Here is a 20,499-nt window from a genome sequence, read left to right on the forward strand (position 1 = left end):
CTCCAGGCGTTTGCGTCGCACGCTGCTGCGTAGGAAGTGTCTGAAAACCTCAATGAATAGTATTTTTTTTGTGTAGGCAAACTACCTCTCTTTATGGCGGTCTACAGAACCGTAAATCGAGTGTTTATCTCCAGAGGTTCTAAACAGATGGCAGCAGTACTTGTCGGACAGTTCCATGCCAGAGACGCGGAAGGCCGCGTGTATTCCGTGCATGAGTTCCAGGAATCCAACCCGGCGCAAGCCGACTTGGCTGGCTCGACGCCCACCACGACCTACAAGCTGGCCATTGGCGACCGTGTAGAAAAACTGGAAGGCGATGAGTTCAAACTGATCCAGTCGGGCATCATTATTGTCCGCGAATCGCAAACCACCCTCGCGTCATAAGATCTCGCCTTGATGACCTGCTCAGTCCTGGCCATTGATGGCATCGACTGGGCCGGGGTGATCAAGGGCTGCGGATCTCCGTGACTTCAAGACCCTGCTCGCTCTGCTTGAGCGTCACCAGCAAGTGCCCCCGCTCCCCTTCAACGGCGTACACGGTGCGCGTGTAGCCTGACGTGTTGTAGGCGGGATATGCCTCCACCTGCCTGACCAGAGTAACCCCCAACACCGCCCCCACCTGCTCGCCCACCTGTTCCTGGGCACGGATAAACGCTTCGAGCGCGAGGCTCTGCGGTGTGTCGTCGTGATTGCTGAAGAGATAAGCCGCCGCGCACCCTACGGTCACCAGGACCAGGAGTTGCTTGGCCGTTACCCCGAAGAACGTCGAGGGAATAGGCATTTGAGACCAGACCTGTTTTTGTTGTAAGTGCCGGTATCCGGCTTTGGTCGTTGATGATCAGACAAGCCATTCTAGTGAGGTCGTGATTGAACGCCAGTGGCACAGGCGACCTGCACCGTCTTTTTTACGCACGACCACTTGTACCATTGAAACCCCACTGCACTGCACATAGACTCCGGCCATGCGTTTACGTCATCTCGAAGTGATTCAGGCCATTCTGCAGACCGGACACCTCGGCACGGCCGCCGAATGGTTGCAGCTCCCCGTGGGCGATGTGGAGGCGTCGCTCAAGGAAGCCGAGCAGCAACTGGGTTTTATGCTGTTCGCCAGCGTGCGCGGGCGCTTGCAGGCAACGCGGGAAACCCTGGCGTTGCAGGCAGAAATCGCCCATGTGTACGAAGCGTTGGAGCCGGTGCAACGGCTGGCCAGCCGCCTGAAACACCATCACGCCCCACCCCTGCGAGCGCTCTGCACCCCACCCCTGGCCAATCAACTGTTGCCGCACAGCATCGCGGTGCTGCGCCGACGGTTCCAGGACACCCCCTGCAACCTGTCGAGCCAGCCCACACGAGAAATCGTCAGGAGCCTGTTGCTGCACGAGGCCGACGTCGGCCTGAGCCTGCATGACCCGGAACACCCGCAAATCCTCAGCACCGTGCTCGCCCAGGGCAAACTGCAGCTACTCGCACCCCACGGTTGGCTCAAGCCCAAGCAAAAGTACATTGCGCTGCAGGACCTGGCCGGGCAGTCGATGATCGGGCTGGAGGGGCAAGACCCACTCAGCCGCCTGCTGGACGCCAAGCTGCAAGCCCTTCGGCCACTGCCGGTGGTGCAAACCCGCGTGCAGACCTACCAGATGATGCGCAGCATGGTGGAAGCGGGAGAAGGCCTGGCGATTGTCGACCCGTTCACCGCGTTCGGCGCACGGGAGGCCGGGCTGGATGCATGCCCGGTGTCGCCGCCGATCACGATCCATCTGTACGCGCTGACCCTCAAGGATGGGATGGCTTCTGCAGCCTTGAATGCATTGCTGGAGATTGTCACGCAGAAGGCTGAAAGCCTGCTGTTGGGTTAAGTCTTGTCGACTTCGGACTTGAACAACCGATACCAGAAAATCGCCACTTCGCGCGTTTGCGGGTCGATGCCGCGATAACGCAGGTGGTCGATCCCCCCCATCACATAACCGCAGCGCTCATAAAGACGGCAGGCGCCGAGGTTGTTGTTTTGGGTTTCGAGCATCATGCCCGGCAGGTTTTTCTTGCGGCTCCAGAACTGCGCCACATCCAGCAACGCCTTGGCCACGCCGTGCCGCCGTGCCGGCAGGACCACCGCCAGTTCATCCACATGGGCAAAACCATTCCAGTTGGTACTGACCACGATATGCCCCACCGCTCGATCGTCCAGGTAGGCCATGAAAATCGCGCTGTCTGGCGCATCACGGAAACTGGCGAACTCCTCAGGGTCAATCCCATAACATTTGCGGTACGGCAGGATGCGCTCCAGCGGCCATTGATCGACGCGCTTGCCCATCTCCGGCACGCTATAGGCGCTGACCTCGAAACTGAAGTCATTGCCCCACACGTAGGCATCGAAGCCTTCGTCGGCGACTCGCACACTGAGCCCTGGATACTTCGGGTTCATTACGGCTTGCATAAACATCCTTAACCCTTGATGCAATCTACGGTGTAACAACGACCACTGCCGTCATCTTCGTGTTGTAACCCGTGAACATCGGCAACAAAACCGGGGAAACTGCTATCGAACGTCCGGGCAAATGCCAGGTAGTCGATGATCGAGCGGGTTGACTCGGTAAAGCGCTCGCCGGGCATGATCAACGGAATGCCCGGCGGATACGGCACCAGCATCACGGCTGCGACGCGTCCTGGCAAGGCATCAATCGACACGGCCTCCACTTCTCCTCTTACCAATTGGTCGTAGGCGTCCGCCGGTTTCATCGCGACGTCCGGTAATACGGTGTACATGCGCTTGAGGTGTTTGGCGGTAGCGTTGCTGCGGTAGCAACTGTGCAGTTGGTCGCACAGGTCGCGCAAACCCAGGCCCTGATAACGCGCCGGGCCCTGGGCAAATACTGACGGCAAACAACTGGCCAGGCTGGTATTCGCGTCATAACTGCGCTTGAACTCCAGCAACTCGGTGAGCAACGTGCTCCATTTGCCTTTGGTGATGCCCATGGAAAACAGCACCAGAAAGGAATACAGCCCGGTCTTTTCTACCACCAGCCCGCGCTCCCAGAGGAATTTACTGACCACCGCCGCGGGAATCCCACAATCGCTCAAGGCACCGCCTGCATTGAGGCCGGGCATCACCAGCGTGACTTTGATCGGGTCCAGCAACACATAGTCTTCGGCCACATCACCAAAGCCATGCCACTCATCCTGCGGCTGCAACAGCCAATCCGCCGTGGCGACGCGGTCGATGCCGGCCACCGACGGCGGTTGCCAGATGGAGAACCACCAGTCCTCGGCGGCGATATGCTGGCGCAGATTAGCCAGGGCGCGGCGAAAACTCAGGGCCTCATCGAACATTTCCTGGAGCAACGAACGCCCGGCCGGACCTTCCATCATCGCCGACGCCACGTCCAGCGAGGCGATGATGCTGTATTGCGGCGAGGTGGAGATGTGCATCATGAACGCTTCGTTGAAACGGTCGCGGTCCAGCTGCCGCGCACCGCCATCCTGGACATGGATCATCGAGGCCTGGCTGAAGGCCGCCAGCAATTTGTGGGTGGAATGGGTGGTGAACACCAGCGGGCTGTCCGGGGTACGCGAGGTGCCCATGCCATAGCGCCCGGCGAAAAACTCATGGAACGCTGCGTAGGCATACCAGGCTTCGTCAAAGTGCAGCACCTCGACACTGTTGCCCAGTTGCTGCTTGATCAGCTCGGCGTTGTAGCACAGGCCGTCATAGGTGGAGTTGGTGACCACGGCCATCTTCACTTTCGCGGGCCGCCCACGGGTCAGGGGGCTGGCGTCGATCTTGGCGCGGATCGACTCGGGGCTGAATTCGCTCAGGGGAATGGGACCGATGATCCCCAGTTCATTGCGTTCCGGGCACAGGTACAGCGGGATCGCGCCGGTCATGATGATCGAGTGCAGGACGGATTTGTGGCAGTTGCGGTCCACCAGCACCAGGTCATCGCGGCCGACCATGGAATGCCAAACGATCTTGTTGGCGGTGGATGTGCCATTGATCACAAAGAAGGTGTGGTCGGCGCCGAAGTTGCGCGCAGCACGAGCCTCGGCTTCGGCCAGCGGGCCGGTGTGGTCCAGCAGCGAGCCCAGTTCGGGCACTGAAACCGACAAATCCGAACGCAGGGTATTTTCCCCGAAAAACTGATGAAACGCCTGCCCCACCGGACTTTTGCGATACGCCACGCCGCCGCCATGACCGGGGGTGTGCCAGGAATAATTGGAGTCGGCGGTGTGTTGTACCAAGGCCTTGAAGAATGGCGGCAGCAGGCCATCTAGATAAGTGCGTGCGGCGCGGGCCACTTGCCGGGCCAGGAATGGCACGGTGTCTTCGAACAGATAAAGGATGCCGCGCAGCTGGTTGAGTTCGCTCATGGCATCGGCCGGGGCGTTTTCCAGGGTGACTTGCTCGCCCAGGGCAAAGATCGGCAGGTTGGGTGCCCGCACCCGCGCCAGGCGAATCAGCTCGACCATGTTTTGCAGCAGGTGGGTATTTTCGCCAGCGCCCTCGGCGGCGATCAACATGCAGGCCAGGCCGTGATGGGTAGACGCCACCAGCCGACCTTCGGCGTAGTCCACGGCGGAAAAAACACTGAAGCCCTCCTGTTCCAGCTCCCGGGCAATGCCGCGGACCCGGTCGCCAGCAACGGTGTCGGCCTTGATGTCGCGGTGCACGATAAGAACAGGGAACTTCAGGTCTTTGTACATGAGGGCGTAGAGTCCTGAGGGCTATGCACTCAGGGTAGAAGCTAGGCTGCGATGACGCGAATGAAGATTTTGAAAGCTATGGAGATCAACTGTAGGGGGGCAAGCCCCCTCCGACATTTTGATGGCTATTGTTGTGTCAGCTGAGTCCACAACGCAGGAGCACCAGCCGACTTGGCAATTGCTTCCAGGCGTTGCGCATGCTCGACCATGTCCTGTTCGCTGGCGCGAAGAATCGTGGTCGGCTTGCGATCTGCCGGCAGGCGGCGGATTTCCGAAGGACGGTTGCCCGAGCCTTCTGCCGAGCCACTGCCATCGGACGCATTACCCGCCAACGAAAGGCTGGTCTGCCCGCCGGTCATGGTCAGGTAGACGTCGGCGAGAATCTCGGAGTCGAGCAGAGCGCCGTGGAGTTCGCGGCCGGAGTTGTCGACACCATACCGCTTGCACAACGCATCGAGGCTGTTGCGCTGGCCGGGGTGACGTTCACGGGCCATCATCAAGGTATCGAGGATCGAGCAGTGCTGGGAAATGTCTGCACGATCAGTCTGCCCCATCAGGGCAAATTCGTTATTGATGAAACCGACGTCGAACGCCGCGTTATGGATGATCAGCTGGGCGCCCTTGATGAATTCGAAGAACTCATCGGCCACTTCAGCGAAGCGTGGCTTGCCCTTGAGGAACTCGTCGGTGATACCGTGGACGCCGATGGCGCCTTCGTCACTGTCGCGGTCCGGTTGCAGGTAGACGTGGAAGTGACGCCCGGTGAGACGCCGACCCATGAGTTCGACACAGCCGATTTCAATGATCCGGTGGCCGTCAGTCACCGGCATGCCGGTGGTTTCGGTATCGAGTACAACAGATCGGATGGCCATCAGGGTTCAGCTCTCAACGGTGGTGTGCACTGTGGTGTGCGTCAAAGGGCGCGATGTTAGCACGTCAGCTCTGCTTGTAGCCTCGCACCTCGTCTACACCACGGTTGGCGAGCTGGTCTGCCCGCTCGTTACCGGGGTGGCCGATGTGCCCGCGAACCCACTTCCAAGTGATGTCATGGCGATTGCATTGCTCGTCGAGCAATTGCCACAGGTCGGCATTTTTTACCGGTTCCTTGGCGGCGGTCTTCCAGCCGCGCTTCTTCCAATTGACCATCCATTCGTTGATGCCCTTCATCACGTACTGCGAGTCGGTGACCAGCAGCACGTTGCAGCGACGCTTGAGTTCTTCCAGGCCGCGAATCGCGCCCATCAGTTCCATGCGGTTGTTGGTGGTGTTGGCTTCGCCGCCCCACAGTTCCTTCTCGACGCCCTTGCACACCAGCAAGGCGCCCCAGCCGCCAGGGCCTGGGTTGCCCTTGCAGGCGCCATCGGTGAAGAGTTCTACGCTGTCAGTCATCAGTTACTCGGTCTTAAATCAAAAAGGGGTTTTACGTTTCACTTTGCTTGCGGTTGACCTTGGCCATCGGCATCGGCACCAGTTTGCCGATGGGCTGGCGCGCTACCTGGCGCACCGGCCGTAGCCCGACCACAATCTTGCGCGCCACTAATAGATAGAAGCCGCCGCCCGACAGTTGCCAGATACCCGCCCGGCGTTCCCAGCCGCTGAGGCGCGCCTGCCACTTGGTCGAGGCAAGCGGCGGACGATAGCACCCGAAGCGGCGTTTCTCCAGCGCGAAGCCCAGCAGGTTCAGCCAGTCCGCCACCCGCGACGGCGCGATGCAGCGCGCCTGGCGCAGGCCATCATGGGCGAACACATGGCGCAGCCCCCAACTGCTCCAAGGGTTGATGCCGACAATCAGCAAATGGCCACCAGGGCGCACGCTGCTCGCCGCCTCGCGCAGCAAACCATGGGGCGACAGGCAGAAATCCAGGCCATGCTGCAACACCACCACATCGGCGGCGTGCTCGCTCAACGGCCAGGCCTGTTCCTCGCAAACGATCTCGACGCCCGGCAACGGTGCGCCCAGGCGCACATTGCGTTGCACCTGCGGCGCAGACGGCGGCGTCTGTGCGGAGGGACCGTAATGCACCAGATAGCCACCAAAGAAGCGGCCCAGCTCGTCTTCGAGCATGCGCCGTTCTTCATCCAGCAGAAATTGCCCGATGGGCCCGGACAGCCATTCACGGGCCGCGCCGATCAGGGCCAGCCACTCAGGATCGGCCTGGGCGAACGCTTTATCAGTCATTGCATTCTCCAACTCGCCTAGACGTTCTAAGATGCACCAATGTGTTCAGCTTGGCGAATCGAAGAATGATACAGATCAGTGCCCTGCCCGCCTTCACCGATAACTACATCTGGTTGTTACAGGACCCGCCTAAAAAGCGCTGCGCGGTGGTCGACCCCGGCGATGCCGCGCCGGTACTGGCCTGGCTCACGCAAAATCCCGAGTGGACCTTGAGCGATATCCTGATCACCCACCATCACCATGACCACGTGGGTGGCGTCGAACAACTCAAGCGCGCCACCGACGCGACGGTCTACGGCCCGGCCAACGAGAAGATCCCGGCGCGGAACGTGGCGTTAAATGATAACGACCGCATCACGGTGCTCGGCTGGGACTTCGACATTTATGCCGTGTCCGGCCACACCCTAGGCCATATCGCTTTTTATCACCCGGGCGTGCTGTTCTGTGGCGACACCCTGTTCGCCGCCGGTTGCGGGCGCCTGTTCGAGGGCACGCCTGAACAGATGCACACTTCGCTGGAGCGTTTGGCTGCCCTGCCCGCCGACACCTTGGTGTACTGCACCCACGAATACACACAAAGTAACCTCAAGTTTGCCCAAGCGGTGGAACCAGACAACGCCGATATCGCCGAACGGGTGGAAAGCGTCCGCCAACTGCGGGCCCGTGGCGAGATAACACTGCCCTCCAACCTGGCCCTGGAAAAACGCACCAACCCTTTTCTGCGCACCTCTGAAACATCCGTTAAACAAAAAGCGGACGAACGGAACGGCCGCGACAACCGCTCTGGGGCCGAGGTTTTTGCTAGCTTGAGGGCGTGGAAAGATAAGTTCTAAGACGATGCAATCTGATACGTAATTTCTGAATGGTTGACCGGAACCAAAGCGCTTTCTAGAATCGCCCGACATTTTTGCCCGGAACTTACTTCCAGCCAATGTCGTCATCTATTCGTAAATCCAACCATTCAGACGCATTGACCCGCCTGGCTCAAGCTGTGGCGGTGGCTGTCTCCGCAACTCTGGCGGGCTGCCAATCGACAAATTACGCTGCACAAACCACCGTGCAACCCAAACCCAATCTTGCTGCCAAGATCAAGCAAAAACCTATCTGGCTCACAGAGAAGCCCAGCCCCGAAGTACCCCAGGACGTCTGGGAACGCATGCGCCGGGGCTTTCAATTGCAGGACAACGTTGGCGTCAACCCGCGCATCGAGCAACAGCGCCTGTGGTTCGCGAGCAACCCGTCCTTCCTGGAGAACGCCGGCGAACGCGGCAGTCTCTACATTCATTACATCGTCGAACGCCTTGAAGAACGCAACATGCCCCTGGAGCTGGCGCTACTGCCGGTGATCGAAAGTGCCTACAACCCGATGGCCTATTCACGCAGCGATGCGGTGGGCCTGTGGCAGTTCATCCCCTCCACCGGGCGCTACTTCAACCTGCGCCAGACCCGCGCCTACGACGGCCGACGCGACATCACCGCCTCCACCACCGCCGCCCTCGACTACCTGACACGCCTGCATGACATGTTCAACGGCGACTGGCTGTTGGCGCTGGCCGCCTACAATGCCGGCGAAGGCACCGTGAGCCGCGCCATCGAGCGCAACGAAAAGCTCGGCCTGCCGACCGACTACTGGAACCTGCCCCTGCCCCAGGAAACCAAGGACTACGTACCCAAGTTCCTGGCGCTCTCCCAAGTGGTGCTGGCCCCCGAGGCCTACGGCGTCAACCTGAACCCGATTGCCAACACGCCGTACTTCGAAGTGGTTGAAGTCAAGCAAAGCATGGACCTGTCACGGGTCGCCGCGCTGGCTGAAATCGACGAAGACGAACTGTTCCAGCTCAACCCGGCCCTGAAACAACGCACCACCCTGGACGGCCCGCAACATCTGTTGGTACCGAGCTCCAAGGCGCAGTTGCTGACCAGCACCCTTTCGACGATGAAGCCGGAAGAATTGCTGGCGATGCGCCCGAAAAAACAGGTGTTCGACGAAGTCGAGACCGCACGCGTGGCCGGCCGCAGCCGCAGCTACAAGGTGCGCAGCGGCGACAACCTCACGCTGATCGCCAAGGCCAACAAGGTCGATGTGCATGACCTGCAGCGCTGGAACCAGCTTAATGGCCAGGCACTGAAGGTCGGTCAGACGTTGGTGATGCAGGACACCCGCCGCGCGGTGGCCAGCAGCAAGAAGCCGGTGCAGTACAAGGTCAAGAAAGGCGACTCGCTGTACATCGTCGCCAAGCGATTCAACGTCGAGATGCAACATCTCAAGCGTTGGAACCCGCGTACTGGCCAGGCATTGAAGCCTGGGCAGATGCTGGTGGTTTCCGGGCCGCGCTGATAACTCGGGAACACTACGGATCTAATTGTGGGAGGGGGCTTGCCCCCGATAGCGGTGTGTCAACCAGTGAATCTGGTAGCTGACAGCCTGCTATCGGGGGCAAGCCCCCTCCCACATTGGTTCTCCAGTGTCTGGGACTGGCTTTTTCCAACCGGAACAAGCTGTTACTGTACCGACCATAAAGCCCAAGCCGCCTGGATCGGATCTCTGACTTGAAGCGTCCCCTCCTTCTACTAATAAGTCTGGCCTTGAGCTTTGGTGCGAACGCGACGATTACCGAGAGCCACGGTTATACGCAGTTCGGCAGGCTCAAGTACCCGGCCAAATTCACCCACTTCGACTGGGTCAACCCTGCAGCGCCGAAAGGCGGGACTTTGCGGGTCATGGCATTTGGCACCTTCGATACGCTCAACCCCTATACCTTCAAGGGCTCCAGCCCGGTTTCCACCCCCAATTTCCTGCAATACGGCGTCAACGAGCTCAATGAGCCGTTGATGGTCGGCACCGGCCAGTACGCGCCGTCCGGTGATGAGCCCACCTCTAGCTACGGATTGATTGCCCAATCGGTCGAGTACAGCGAGGACCGCAGCTGGGTGGTGTTCAATTTGCGCCCGGAAGCGCGCTTTCATGATGGCAAGCCGATCACCGCCGATGACGTGGCCTTTTCCTATCGCACCCTGCTGACCGAGGGCCATCCGCAATACCGCACCAACCTGCAGGAAGTGGCGCGGGTGGACATCCTCAATCCTCACCGCATCCGGTTTGTGTTCAAGCGCGCCGGCAACCCGCTGCTGATTCTGCGCCTGGGCGAGCTGCCGGTATTGCCCCAGCACTATTGGAAAAACCGCGACTTCAAGGCCACCACCTTCGAACCGCCGCTGGGCAGCGGACCGTACCGTATCAGCAAGGTCACCCCGGGACGCCAGCTGGTGTTTGAGCGGGTCAAGGATTACTGGGGCAAGGACCTGCCGGTCAACCGGGGTTTCTACAATTACGACAAGGTCGAAGTGGAGTTCTACCGCGACAGCGACGTGGCCTTCGAGGCCTTCAAGGCCGGCGAATTCGACATCTATATTGAGCATCAGGCCAAGAACTGGGCCAATGGCTACAACTTCCCGGCGGTGAACCGGGGTGAGGTGATCAAGGCGCAGATCGCCCACCAGATCCCCACCCAAAGCCAGGGCCTGTTCATGAACACCCGCCGGCCGACCTTCAGCCAGGCCAAGGTGCGTGAAGCCCTGGGGCTGATGTTCGACTTCGAGTGGACCAACCGCACCCTGTTCAGCAACGCCTACAAACGCACCTTGAGCTACTACCCCAACAGCGAGTTCGCCGCGAGCGGCGTACCCGTGGGCCACGAATGGCTGATGCTCTCGCCGTACCGCGAGCAATTGCCGGCGAACCTGTTTACCCAAGCCTTCAGCCTGCCGCAGACCGACGGGCGCGGCATCCCCCGCGAGAACATGCGCCGCGCCCTGGCACTGCTGGGCGAGGCTGGCTGGAAACTCTCGGGCCAGCGCTTGCTCAACAAAGATGGGCAGCCGCTGCGCTTTGAGATGCTGCTGGTCAATCCGAACCTGGAGCGCATCCTGCAACCCTATGTGGAGAACCTGATCAGCATCGGCATCGACGCGCGCCTGCGCACCGTCGACCGCGCGCAGTACAAGCAGCGCCTGGATCAATTCGACTTCGACATGATCCTGATCACCCTCAACCAGACCCTGAGCCCCGGCCTTGAGCAGTGGCAGTACTTCCACTCCAGCCAGGCCGCGATCAAGGGCAGCAAGAACTATGCAGGCATCGCCAACCCGATCGTCGATCACCTGCTGGAACAACTGCTGGCCGCCCAGACTCGCGAAGAACAACTGGCAGCCGGCCGCGCCCTCGACCGGGTGCTGCTGTGGCAGCACTACAGCATTCCAAACTGGTACCTCAACTATCATCGCCTGGCGTACCGCAACCGGTTCGCCTTTGTCGCCACGCCGCCCTACAGCCTGGGCCTGAGCGCGTGGTGGCTCAAAGCGTCGGAGAAAGCCCAATGATGTCTTTGCGTTCTTCACTGTTTGCCGGCTTGTTGCTGAGCTGCGCGGCCCACGCGGCGCCGCAGCATGCGCTGACGCTGTACAACGAGCCGCCGAAATACCCGGCCGGCTTCAAGCACTTCGACTATGTGAACCCGGATGCCCCCAAGGGCGGCACGTTCCGCGAGTCGGCCATGGGCGGCTTCGACAGCCTCAACCCCTACATTGCCAAAGGCGTGCCGGCGGACAACCTCGGCCTGATCTACGACACCCTGGCCATGCAAAGCCTGGATGAACCCATCACCGAATACGGCCTGGTCGCCGGCAAGATCGAAAAAGCCCCGGACAACAGTTGGGTGCGTTTCTACCTGCGCCCCGAAGCGCGCTTCCATGATGGCCACCCGATCCGCGCCGAAGACGTGGTGTTTACCTTCCAGGAACTGATCAAGGAAGGCTCGCCGATCTACCGCACCTATTACGCCGACGTCGACGAAGTCATTGCCGAAGATCCGCTGAAAGTGCTGTTCAAGTTCAAGCGCACCAACAACCGCGAATTACCGCTGATCCTCGGGCAACTGCCGGTATTGCCCAAGCATTGGTGGGCGACCCGCGACTTCGCCAAGGGCAACCTTGAAGTGCCGTTGGGCAGCGGGCCGTACAAGGTCGCCGAGGTCAAGGCCGGGCGCATGATCCGCTACGAGCGGGTCAAGGACTACTGGGCCAAGGACCTGCCGGTCACCAAGGGTTTCTACAATTTCGATAACCGCATCACCGACTACTATCGCGACAGCACCGTCTCCCTGGAAGCGTTGAAGGCTGGGCAGTTCGACTATTGGCTGGAATTCAGCGCCAAGAACTGGGCCAACGCCTACAACATCCCGGCCGTGACCGAAGGCCGCTTGATCAAGGAAGAGATTCCCAACGGCAACCCCACCGGGATGCAGGGTTTTGTGTTCAACATGCGCAAACCCATGTTCGAAGACGTGCGCGTGCGCAAGGCCATCAGCCTGTTGCTGGATTTCGAATGGAGCAACAAGCAGCTGTTCAACGGCGCCTACACCCGTACCCGCAGCTACTTCGAAAACTCGGAGATGGCGGCCACTGGCCTGCCCGGCCCTGATGAGCTGAAAATCCTCGAACCGCTGCGCGACAAGATCCCACCCGAAGTCTTCACCCAGGCTTTCGAACCGGCCAAGACCGACGGCAGCGGCATGATCCGCACCCAGCAACGCGAAGCCTACCAACTGCTGCAGGAAGCCGGCTGGCGTATCGTCGATGACAAGATGGTCGACCCCACCGGTAAACCGGTGAAGATCGAATTCCTGCTGGCCCAGACTGAATTTGAACGCATCCTGCTGCCCTTCAAGCGTAACCTGGCCGACCTGGGGATCGACCTGGTGATCCGCCGCGTCGACGTCTCGCAGTTCGTCAATCGTATCCGCTCGCGGGACTTCGACATGCTGGTGGGCAGCTTCCCGCAGTCCACCTCGCCCGGTAACGAACAGCGCGAATTCTGGAAATCCTCCAGCGCCGATAAACCCGGCAGCCGCAACTACATGGGCCTCAAGGACCCGGCGGTTGACCAATTGGTAGAGGAACTGATCGACTCCGATTCGCGCAAAAGCCTGGTGGCCCATGCCAAAGCCCTGGATCGCGTGTTGCAGTTTGGCTACTACGTGATTCCCAACTGGCACATCAAGACGTTCCGCGTGGCGTATTGGGATCACCTGGGCCACCCCAAGGTACCGCCGCGCTACGACGTGGGCACCGCCACCTGGTGGAGCAAACCCAATGTCAAACCTGCCGTCCCCCTGAACACAGACACGAACGCCGATCCGGCGAGCGGAGGCGATTGAATGCTGGCCTATATCGTTCGCCGCCTGTTACTCATCATCCCCACATTGTTCGGGATCCTGCTGATCAACTTCATCATCATCCAGGCCGCCCCCGGCGGCCCGGTGGAACAGATGATCGCCAAGCTTGAGGGCTTTGAAGGCGCCACCAGCCGCATTGCCGGCGGCGGCGCCGAAGTCTCGGTGGCCGGCTCCAGCAGCTATCGCGGCGCCCAGGGCCTGGACCCGGCGCTGATCAAGGAAATCGAAAAGATGTACGGCTTCGACAAGTCGGCGCCGGAACGCTTGTGGATCATGGTCAAGAACTACGCCCAGCTGGATTTTGGCGACAGCTTCTTCCGTGACGCCAAGGTCATCGACCTGATCAAGGAAAAGATGCCGGTGTCCATCTCCCTCGGGTTATGGAGCACGCTGATCATGTACCTGGTGTCGATCCCCCTGGGGATCGCCAAGGCTACGCGCCATGGCAGCCATTTCGACGTGTGGACCAGTTCGGCGATCATCGTCGGCTATGCGATCCCGGCGTTCCTGTTCGCGATCCTGTTGATCGTGGTATTCGCCGGCGGCAGTTACTTGGACTGGTTCCCGTTGCGCGGGCTCACCTCCAACAACTTTGAAGAGCTGAGCTGGGGCGGCAAGATCCTCGACTACTTCTGGCACTTGGCGTTGCCGATCACCGCGCTGGTCATCGGCAACTTCGCGACGATGACGCTGCTCACCAAAAACAGCTTTCTCGACGAGATCAACAAGCAGTACGTGGTCACCGCCAAGGCCAAGGGCCTGACCAACCACCGCGTGCTTTACGGCCATGTGTTCCGTAACGCGATGCTACTGGTGATCGCCGGTTTCCCCTCGGCGTTTATCGGCATCTTCTTCACTGGCTCATTGCTGGTGGAAGTGATCTTCTCCCTCGACGGCCTGGGCCTGATGAGCTTTGAAGCGGCGATCAACCGTGACTACCCGGTGGTGTTCGGCACGCTGTTTATCTTCACCCTGCTGGGGCTGATCGTGAAACTGATCGGTGACCTCACCTACACCCTGGTCGATCCGCGTATCGACTTCGCCAGCCGGGAGCATTGAGATGAATCTGTCCCCCCTCAATCGTCGCCGGTTCGAGCGTTTCAAAGCCAACAAACGTGGCTGGTGGTCGCTGTGGCTGTTCCTGATCCTGTTCGGGCTGAGCCTGGGCGCGGAGCTGATCGCCAACGACAAACCGCTGGCTGTGCACTACGACGGCGACTGGTATTTCCCGGCGCTCAAGCGCTACCCGGAGACCACCTTCGGCGGCGAGTTCCCGCTGGAAGCCAACTACAAGAGCCCGTATATCCAGGAGCTGCTCAAGGCCAAGGACGCCTGGACCTTGTGGGCGCCGATCCCGTTCAGCTACCAGAGCATCAACTACGACCTCAAAGTGCCAGCCCCGGCGCCGCCGTCATCCGTGAACTTGCTGGGCACCGATGACCAGGGCCGCGATGTACTCGCGCGGGTGATCTACGGTTTTCGGGTGTCGGTGCTGTTTGCCCTGACCCTGACCATCCTCAGCTCGATCATTGGCGTGATCGCCGGGGCCTTGCAGGGATTCTACGGCGGCTGGGTCGACCTGGCCGGGCAGCGTTTCCTGGAAATCTGGTCCGGGCTGCCGGTGTTGTATCTGTTGATCATCCTCGCGAGTTTCGTGCAGCCCAACTTCTGGTGGCTGCTGGGCATCATGTTGCTGTTTTCGTGGATGAGCCTGGTGGACGTGGTACGCGCCGAGTTCCTGCGCGGGCGCAACCTTGAATACGTGCGTGCAGCCCGCGCCTTGGGCATGCAGAACGGCGCGATCATGTTCCGCCATATCCTGCCCAACGCCATGGTCTCGACCATGACCTTCATGCCGTTCATCCTCACCGGCGCCATCGGCACCCTTACCGCCCTGGACTTCCTCGGCTTTGGTTTACCCGCCGGCTCGCCGTCCCTGGGCGAACTGGTGGCCCAGGGCAAATCCAACCTGCAAGCGCCGTGGCTGGGCATGAGTGCGTTCGCCGTGCTCGCGATCATGCTGAGCCTGCTGGTGTTTATCGGCGAGTCCGCTCGCGATGCCTTCGACCCGAGGAAATGAGATGAATCAGGACAATCTGATCGAAATCCGCGACCTCAGCGTCGAGTTCGTCACTGGCGAGCATCACCACCGCGTGGTCAACAACGTCAGCTTCGACATCAAGCGTGGCGAAACCATCGCACTGGTCGGCGAAAGCGGCTCCGGCAAATCGGTGACCGCCCATTCGATCCTGCGCCTGCTGCCCTACCCGCTGGCGCGGCATCCGAGCGGCACCATCGAGTACGCCGGGCAAGACCTGCTGACCCTCAAGGAAAAGACCCTGCGGCACATTCGCGGCAACCGGATCGCGATGATCTTCCAGGAGCCGATGACCTCGTTGAACCCGCTGCACAATATCGAGAAACAGATCAACGAAGTGCTCGGCCTGCATAAGGGGCTGACCGGCAAGGTTGCCACCCAGCGCACCCTGGAATTGCTGGAATTGGTCGGCATTCCCGAACCGCACAAACGCCTCAAGGCCCTGCCCCATGAATTGTCCGGCGGCCAGCGCCAGCGGGTGATGATTGCCATGGCATTAGCCAACGAGCCGGAGTTGTTGATCGCCGACGAGCCGACCACGGCGCTCGACGTGACGGTGCAGTTGAAGATTCTCGAACTGCTCAAGGAATTGCAGGCGCGCCTGGGCATGGCCTTGCTGCTGATCAGCCACGACCTGAACCTGGTGCGGCGCATTGCCCATCGTGTGTGCGTGATGCAGAAAGGTTGCATCGTCGAGCAGGCCGAGTGCGAGACGCTGTTCCAGTCGCCGCAACACCCCTACACCCAGGAACTGCTGGCGGCCGAGCCCAGCGGAGGTCCGGCCAATAACGTAGTGGGGCCGCCGCTGCTGGTGGTCGATGACCTCAAGGTGTGGTTCCCGATCAAGAAAGGCTTTTTGCGCAACACCGTCGATTACGTCAAAGCGGTGGATGGCATCAACTTCAGCCTGCCCCAAGGGCAAACCCTGGGCATCGTTGGCGAAAGCGGCTCGGGCAAATCCACCCTCGGTTTGGCGATCCTGCGCTTGATCGGCAGCAAGGGCGGCATCTGCTTCGAAGGCCAACAGCTTGACCGCCTGACGCAGCAACAGGTACGCCCGCTGCGCCGGGAAATGCAGGTGGTATTCCAGGACCCGTTCGGCAGCCTGAGCCCGCGCATGTGCGTCAGTGAGATCGTTGGCGAAGGTTTGCGCATTCACAAAATGGGTACACCGGCCGAGCAGGAAGCAGCGATTATCGCCGCGCTCAAGGAAGTGGGCCTGGACCCGGAATCCCGGCATCGCTACCCCCATGAGTTCTCCGGCGGCCAACGTCAGCGCATCGCCATTGCCCGTGCACTGGTGCTCAAGCCGCGCCTGATTTTACTCGACGAACCCACTTCGGCCCTGGACCGCACGGTGCAACGCCAGGTGGTCGAACTGCTGCGCAGCCTGCAGGCCAAGTACAACCTGACTTACCTGTTTATCAGCCATGACTTGGCGGTGGTTAAGGCGTTGAGTCACCAGTTGATGGTAGTCAAGCATGGGCAGGTAGTGGAACAGGGCGATGCACAGGCGATTTTTGCCGACCCGCAGCATGCGTATACCCGGCAGTTGCTTGAGGCTGCGTTCCTCGTACCGGCCTGAATGCATGCTGGCCACCCGCTGGGACTTCTGACCGCAGGCCAATGGCCTGCCGCCGTGATCGACACACGCCACGGCATTCCAGGAAGCGCCTGCTACTGCGCCAGCGCCATGGGCGTCGATGATCCGGGTTCCCCTTAACTCGGACATACGTTCATGGAAGACTCCACTAGCTTCGGCCTGATGTGGGATACGTTGCCGCACGATACCGCAGAGTCAATCCCCCCCGGCCCGATGCACGCGTCTTTGAGTGAGCCCCAGGCGTTGCACGCCGTGGGCGACAACGCCTTGATCAGGCAATTGATCGGCCTGTTCTCCGACGGGGCAGAGGCGCCGTTGCCAACGCCCGCGCAACCTGTGCGGGTTGCCGCATCTTCATTGTTGGGACAGTGGACCGGGCTGTTCAGCAAGGCGATCCATGCCAGCCACTTCAAGGCCTGGGCCGCCGATCGGAACGTTGACCTCAAGACACTGAGCGTGTGTACCAGCACACTCCGCGTCAGCGCTCGCGGACAGCCCAAGGTCTACACCCTGGGCGATACGTCAGCGTGGTGGTCAGTGGCCAACCCCATTATTGCCATCAGCCATCTGGTCGACCCCTCGGACCTGGGCGTTCACTACCTCGCCCCCCTCGCCGGTAACGATGCATTCACGTTGCCGCTGAACCTGGTTCTGGCCTTCCATGGTTATCCGCTGCCAGCCAATCGCTTTACCGCGTGGACCATGGTCGAGGAGCTGCAAGCCCTGCGAGGGTTCCCGGTATTCGACGACAACGGACGCAGCACGTCGACCATCGAGGCGGAACTGACTCACCAACAGCGCGACTTCCAACAGTTGGCCGAGGCCCTGGAATCGCTGATCAGCGGTGGAAGGTTACTGTTTACACGGGATATCTACCTCACCAGCCTGCAACTGAACTCAGACTCCAAATTGGCCAGAAGCCTGCGCGAAGCGGCCATGCTGTTGCAGGCAGTTATCAACGAGAACGATCTCGCCGGTCCGGCCGATGCGCCAACCCGTGCGCATTTCGACGCGCAGCGCAATCGCATCTGCATGCTGGCCCACGGCAGTGAGCAGGAGCAAAGCACCTGGGCCCCCGAGTCACCTGATACGCGCTGGGAGCGCCTGACTTTGCTGGGTACGCAACTGCGCACACACCTTTATCCCGGCCACAGCGTGAGCCTCGCGGCCGTGTTGAAGGCTTACGGCTTTGAGCGCCCATCGAGGCGGGCAGAGATCCGTGCCCTGATTCAACGCCTGCGCGATTGGGAAGTCCCCGCTGCACCGTCGATCCAGCACACGAAGCACTCGTACAAGCAGTTGTTGCGCTATCGGCGCCTGGTCGGTCAGTTGAATGATCGCTACACGCTTTGCGCCGTGCTCTCAGAGGTGATCGCCGACGGCAAGCTGCATGGACCTGAAGGCCTTGACCGCATCATCGCCGTCGACCCGGACGGCCTGCAGCCGTTCGTCAACAAGGCCTATGTTCACCTGCGCCAGTTGACCGACGACCCGGCCTTCGTGAGCCTGCGCACACGCGAAGGGATTGACCCGGCCAGCCACGTGTTGCTGTCGGTTTCCGGTGAGATCGGTGCGTACGCCATGGATGGCAGCTGGAAATCCCTGGAGCGCGCCGTCACTGCCAACGACCACCTGTTTGCGCTGAAACTGGTGTTGATGAAACTGGCCGCCAAAACCGGTGGACAGTTGCGCACCAACGGTGCGGTGAGCCTTGCACAAGGGTTGCGGCTTTATCAGTTTGGCTTGCCGGAAACGCTGGCCCAGGTACGCACGCTGGTACAGCGCCTGGAAACTCCACTGCCCTTGCCCGCCAGCCATGGCTCTTACTGGCGCGCACTGACGCCCGTCGGCACGCAACCATCGGCCGGGGTCCTGACGCCGCGGCAACGCCAACAGATCGTGGAATTGAGTGACGCTTTCATCGCAGGCCGCAGCGACGCACTGTTCACCTGCCTGTGCCAACCCTGGCTGGCCGGCAAGTCGACGGCCGAGGTGCGCGCAGAGGCCGATTACCTGCTGGTGCGCGTGCTCGATTCGCCGCTGGCCCAGGCGTTGGGCGAAACATTGTCGGACACCCTGCACTGGCACGACAGCCATGCCCGCGACAGCTCGGAGCGTGGCAGCCGGACAGCGCTGATAGCAGCAGCCTTGATCCTGAGCATCGACCCACACTTCGACGCGCACCCCACGCGCCTCGTCTACCTCGACTGGCAGGATGACTATTTTTGGGGGGAACCCATCACGTTCGTGCGGGACTACCTCGAAAGCGTCCTGCCCAGTTTGGACAAGCCGGTTGCTGCACTGGCGGCGCACTTGATTCTTAGTGGGAAAGGTCCACATCTGCTGGTGCGCGAGATTCACGACGCCGCCGCACACCTGAGTTCCCATACGTGGGTGTTGTTTCGCCAATACGTGATGTACCTCGAACGGCTGCTGCCGGGTGCCTCGCGCCAACTGACCTACGCCCAGATCATGTCTCTTGCCAATCTGCCACCAGAGGGTGCCAGGAAAACCTTCCTCGCAAGCGCCCACGCGGCCGTGCCGATCATCGACTGGGCAGTGGTCAATGGCATTCTGCAGCCCCAGTCACGCTACGGCACGTTTGCGGTGAATACGGCAGTAGACGCCCTCAACACGCAATGCGCGCGCCTGCGTTCCACCCTCGAAGCATTCGCCGAACCCGTGGTGACCCTGCGCGAGACTGCGCGCAATGATCTGCGCAGGGTCTACCCTGACAATCCCTGGCTCGACGCGCGGATTCTGATGTGGCTGCCGGAAAACTCCCCGTTCTCCGAAAGCGGTCGCTTCCAGAATGTGTATAACGGCCCCAAATACTCGTTCATCGACCTGCACATGGCCGACCGCCTCGACGTCACCGAAACCAAATGGCACTCGTCACAAGCCGAGATCAAATACCAGCAGATGACCAGGCGTTTTCATCTGCTGGGACGCATTTTCAACGTATTTTCCCAGGCGTTCGACCAGAAACTCCAGCAGCTCAAGGCCGCTTACCGGGAGTCCATTTGCTATTGGCTGTCGCAACTCACGCTGCCTCAGCGTGAGGCCCTGGAAAATGGCCGAGTGCGGTTCTTCCGTCTGGTTCGGCCAGCCACCGCGCAAGGCACGCCACTCAGCGTCGGTCGCTTTGGTGTTCTAATGCGTGTCGCGTATCTGAGCCAGCTGGATTTTTATGAGTGCTTCCCCTGTCAGCTAGTGATAATGACGCGTCGCGACATTGACGACGAGCAACTCAGGCGTGCCGTCGATACGGCCACCCGGCAGCCGAGGATGCGTTTTGACTGGACGGCCTATGCAAAGGGCAGTTGGCCGGTGGAACCTGCCCTGCTGCCGGAGAACACCGAGGTGGTCATCCAGGCGCTGGGTAACGAGCTACCCGAACCGGATGAGATTGCGCCACCGGACATGCTGGGCCGCCGCGTGCCGCGCACCCTTGATTCAGCGCGCTCCCACGCCGTGGCAGACGCGATCCTCGCCCATCAGTTGGAAGACAGTCAGGCTTTGAGCGAAAAGGCCAGGCTGCCGATCACGCTGGAAGCGGCCGTGAGCGAGCACGATCCCTGGGCTGACTTCCTGCGCAGCATGGCGCTGAAGTCCGGCTGAAGCTTGAACAATCGCCGCGTTTGTATAAGGCTGCAGGCTTGCTCATTCGTTCACGTCAGGGAGTTGC

The 20,499-nt window shown here is 60.7% G+C and carries 16 protein-coding genes; 10 read left to right on the forward strand and 6 right to left on the reverse strand.

Annotated features, from left to right (window positions below; all coding sequences use genetic code 11):
- The first annotated feature begins 147 nt into the window (after nucleotides 1-147).
- Complete coding sequence (locus EJD88_RS00215) at nucleotides 148-384, forward strand: hypothetical protein (protein WP_099582787.1); 237 nt, start codon at nucleotides 148-150, stop codon at nucleotides 382-384.
- A gap of 61 nt (nucleotides 385-445) precedes the next feature.
- Here EJD88_RS00215 and EJD88_RS00220 read toward each other — a convergent pair whose 3' ends face one another.
- Complete coding sequence (locus EJD88_RS00220; protein WP_099582786.1) at nucleotides 446-781, reverse strand: hypothetical protein; 336 nt, start codon at nucleotides 779-781, stop codon at nucleotides 446-448.
- A 181-nt stretch (nucleotides 782-962) separates the two neighbouring features.
- On the opposite strand from EJD88_RS00220, the gene EJD88_RS00225 reads away from it, so the two are divergent.
- Nucleotides 963-1,856 carry a LysR substrate-binding domain-containing protein gene (locus EJD88_RS00225; RefSeq protein WP_112194975.1) on the forward strand — a complete coding sequence of 298 codons (894 nt, stop codon included), beginning with the start codon at nucleotides 963-965 and terminating at the stop codon, nucleotides 1,854-1,856.
- Here the strand turns inward: EJD88_RS00225 and EJD88_RS00230 are convergent.
- The 5 genes from EJD88_RS00230 to EJD88_RS00250 form a co-directional block, all read right to left on the reverse strand.
- Nucleotides 1,853-2,434 (reverse strand): GNAT family N-acetyltransferase, encoded by a 582-nt coding sequence (locus tag EJD88_RS00230; RefSeq protein WP_099582784.1) that lies wholly within the window; start codon nucleotides 2,432-2,434, stop codon nucleotides 1,853-1,855. The genes EJD88_RS00225 and EJD88_RS00230 overlap by 4 nt on opposite strands.
- 8 nt (nucleotides 2,435-2,442) lie before the next feature.
- A complete protein-coding gene (locus tag EJD88_RS00235) occupies nucleotides 2,443-4,698 on the reverse strand; it encodes an Orn/Lys/Arg decarboxylase N-terminal domain-containing protein (RefSeq protein WP_158876175.1) in 2,256 nt (751 codons plus the stop codon).
- A 125-nt stretch (nucleotides 4,699-4,823) separates the two neighbouring features.
- Complete coding sequence (gene dnaQ / locus EJD88_RS00240) at nucleotides 4,824-5,564, reverse strand: DNA polymerase III subunit epsilon (RefSeq protein WP_177411613.1); 741 nt, start codon at nucleotides 5,562-5,564, stop codon at nucleotides 4,824-4,826.
- 70 nt (nucleotides 5,565-5,634) lie between these two features.
- Nucleotides 5,635-6,087 carry a ribonuclease HI gene (gene rnhA, locus EJD88_RS00245; RefSeq protein ID WP_003173571.1) on the reverse strand — a complete coding sequence of 151 codons (453 nt, stop codon included), beginning with the start codon at nucleotides 6,085-6,087 and terminating at the stop codon, nucleotides 5,635-5,637.
- Between the two features lie 31 nt (nucleotides 6,088-6,118).
- Nucleotides 6,119-6,877, reverse strand: coding sequence for a class I SAM-dependent methyltransferase (locus EJD88_RS00250; protein ID WP_099582781.1), 759 nt, complete (start codon nucleotides 6,875-6,877; stop codon nucleotides 6,119-6,121).
- A 65-nt stretch (nucleotides 6,878-6,942) separates the two neighbouring features.
- On the opposite strand from EJD88_RS00250, the gene gloB reads away from it, so the two are divergent.
- The 8 genes from gloB to EJD88_RS00290 all read left to right on the forward strand — a co-directional run bounded on the left by gloB (nucleotide 6,943) and on the right by EJD88_RS00290 (nucleotide 20,432).
- The gene (gene gloB, locus EJD88_RS00255; protein WP_158876176.1) at nucleotides 6,943-7,710 is read left to right on the forward strand and encodes a hydroxyacylglutathione hydrolase; all 768 of its coding nucleotides are present in this window, start codon (nucleotides 6,943-6,945) and stop codon (nucleotides 7,708-7,710) included.
- A 98-nt stretch (nucleotides 7,711-7,808) separates the two neighbouring features.
- A complete protein-coding gene (locus EJD88_RS00260) occupies nucleotides 7,809-9,215 on the forward strand; it encodes a lytic transglycosylase domain-containing protein (protein WP_099582779.1) in 1,407 nt (468 codons plus the stop codon).
- 212 nt (nucleotides 9,216-9,427) lie between these two features.
- Nucleotides 9,428-11,257, forward strand: a complete 1,830-nt coding sequence (locus EJD88_RS00265; protein ID WP_099582778.1) for an extracellular solute-binding protein — start codon at nucleotides 9,428-9,430, stop codon at nucleotides 11,255-11,257.
- Nucleotides 11,254-13,092 carry an extracellular solute-binding protein gene (locus EJD88_RS00270; protein ID WP_158876177.1) on the forward strand — a complete coding sequence of 613 codons (1,839 nt, stop codon included), beginning with the start codon at nucleotides 11,254-11,256 and terminating at the stop codon, nucleotides 13,090-13,092. The genes EJD88_RS00265 and EJD88_RS00270 overlap by 4 nt, the downstream gene beginning before the upstream one ends.
- Complete coding sequence (locus tag EJD88_RS00275) at nucleotides 13,093-14,169, forward strand: microcin C ABC transporter permease YejB (RefSeq protein WP_158876178.1); 1,077 nt, start codon at nucleotides 13,093-13,095, stop codon at nucleotides 14,167-14,169. It begins immediately after the preceding gene.
- Between the two features lies 1 nt (nucleotide 14,170).
- The gene (locus tag EJD88_RS00280) at nucleotides 14,171-15,190 is read left to right on the forward strand and encodes an ABC transporter permease (protein WP_032885814.1); all 1,020 of its coding nucleotides are present in this window, start codon (nucleotides 14,171-14,173) and stop codon (nucleotides 15,188-15,190) included.
- Between the two features lies 1 nt (nucleotide 15,191).
- On the forward strand, nucleotides 15,192-16,793 hold the full coding sequence (locus tag EJD88_RS00285; RefSeq protein ID WP_158876179.1) for an ABC transporter ATP-binding protein: 1,602 nt from the start codon (nucleotides 15,192-15,194) through the stop codon (nucleotides 16,791-16,793).
- Nucleotides 16,794-16,946: 153 nt separating this feature from the next.
- Nucleotides 16,947-20,432 carry a hypothetical protein gene (locus EJD88_RS00290; RefSeq protein ID WP_158876180.1) on the forward strand — a complete coding sequence of 1,162 codons (3,486 nt, stop codon included), beginning with the start codon at nucleotides 16,947-16,949 and terminating at the stop codon, nucleotides 20,430-20,432.
- Nucleotides 20,433-20,499: the final 67 nt, after the last annotated feature.

Origin of the sequence: Pseudomonas sp. PB105 (genome assembly GCF_009764655.1) — a bacterium.
Lineage (GTDB): Bacteria > Pseudomonadota > Gammaproteobacteria > Pseudomonadales > Pseudomonadaceae > Aquipseudomonas > Aquipseudomonas cyclaminis.

Bases quoted from the DNA above. Each gene is read 5' to 3' on its own strand.
- EJD88_RS00220 (WP_099582786.1), bottom strand. From the start codon at position 781: ATGCCTATTCCCTCGACGTTCTTCGGGGTAACGGCCAAGCAACTCCTG.
- EJD88_RS00280 (WP_032885814.1), top strand. From the start codon at position 14,171: ATGAATCTGTCCCCCCTCAATCGTCGCCGGTTCGAGCGTTTCAAAGCC.
- EJD88_RS00260 (WP_099582779.1), top strand. From the start codon at position 7,809: ATGTCGTCATCTATTCGTAAATCCAACCATTCAGACGCATTGACCCGC.
- EJD88_RS00290 (WP_158876180.1), top strand. From the start codon at position 16,947: ATGGAAGACTCCACTAGCTTCGGCCTGATGTGGGATACGTTGCCGCAC.
- gloB (WP_158876176.1), top strand. From the start codon at position 6,943: ATGATACAGATCAGTGCCCTGCCCGCCTTCACCGATAACTACATCTGG.
- EJD88_RS00250 (WP_099582781.1), bottom strand. From the start codon at position 6,877: ATGACTGATAAAGCGTTCGCCCAGGCCGATCCTGAGTGGCTGGCCCTG.
- EJD88_RS00215 (WP_099582787.1), top strand. From the start codon at position 148: ATGGCAGCAGTACTTGTCGGACAGTTCCATGCCAGAGACGCGGAAGGC.
- EJD88_RS00225 (WP_112194975.1), top strand. From the start codon at position 963: ATGCGTTTACGTCATCTCGAAGTGATTCAGGCCATTCTGCAGACCGGA.
- EJD88_RS00285 (WP_158876179.1), top strand. From the start codon at position 15,192: ATGAATCAGGACAATCTGATCGAAATCCGCGACCTCAGCGTCGAGTTC.
- EJD88_RS00235 (WP_158876175.1), bottom strand. From the start codon at position 4,698: ATGTACAAAGACCTGAAGTTCCCTGTTCTTATCGTGCACCGCGACATC.
- EJD88_RS00230 (WP_099582784.1), bottom strand. From the start codon at position 2,434: ATGCAAGCCGTAATGAACCCGAAGTATCCAGGGCTCAGTGTGCGAGTC.
- rnhA (WP_003173571.1), bottom strand. From the start codon at position 6,087: ATGACTGACAGCGTAGAACTCTTCACCGATGGCGCCTGCAAGGGCAAC.
- EJD88_RS00275 (WP_158876178.1), top strand. From the start codon at position 13,093: ATGCTGGCCTATATCGTTCGCCGCCTGTTACTCATCATCCCCACATTG.
- EJD88_RS00270 (WP_158876177.1), top strand. From the start codon at position 11,254: ATGATGTCTTTGCGTTCTTCACTGTTTGCCGGCTTGTTGCTGAGCTGC.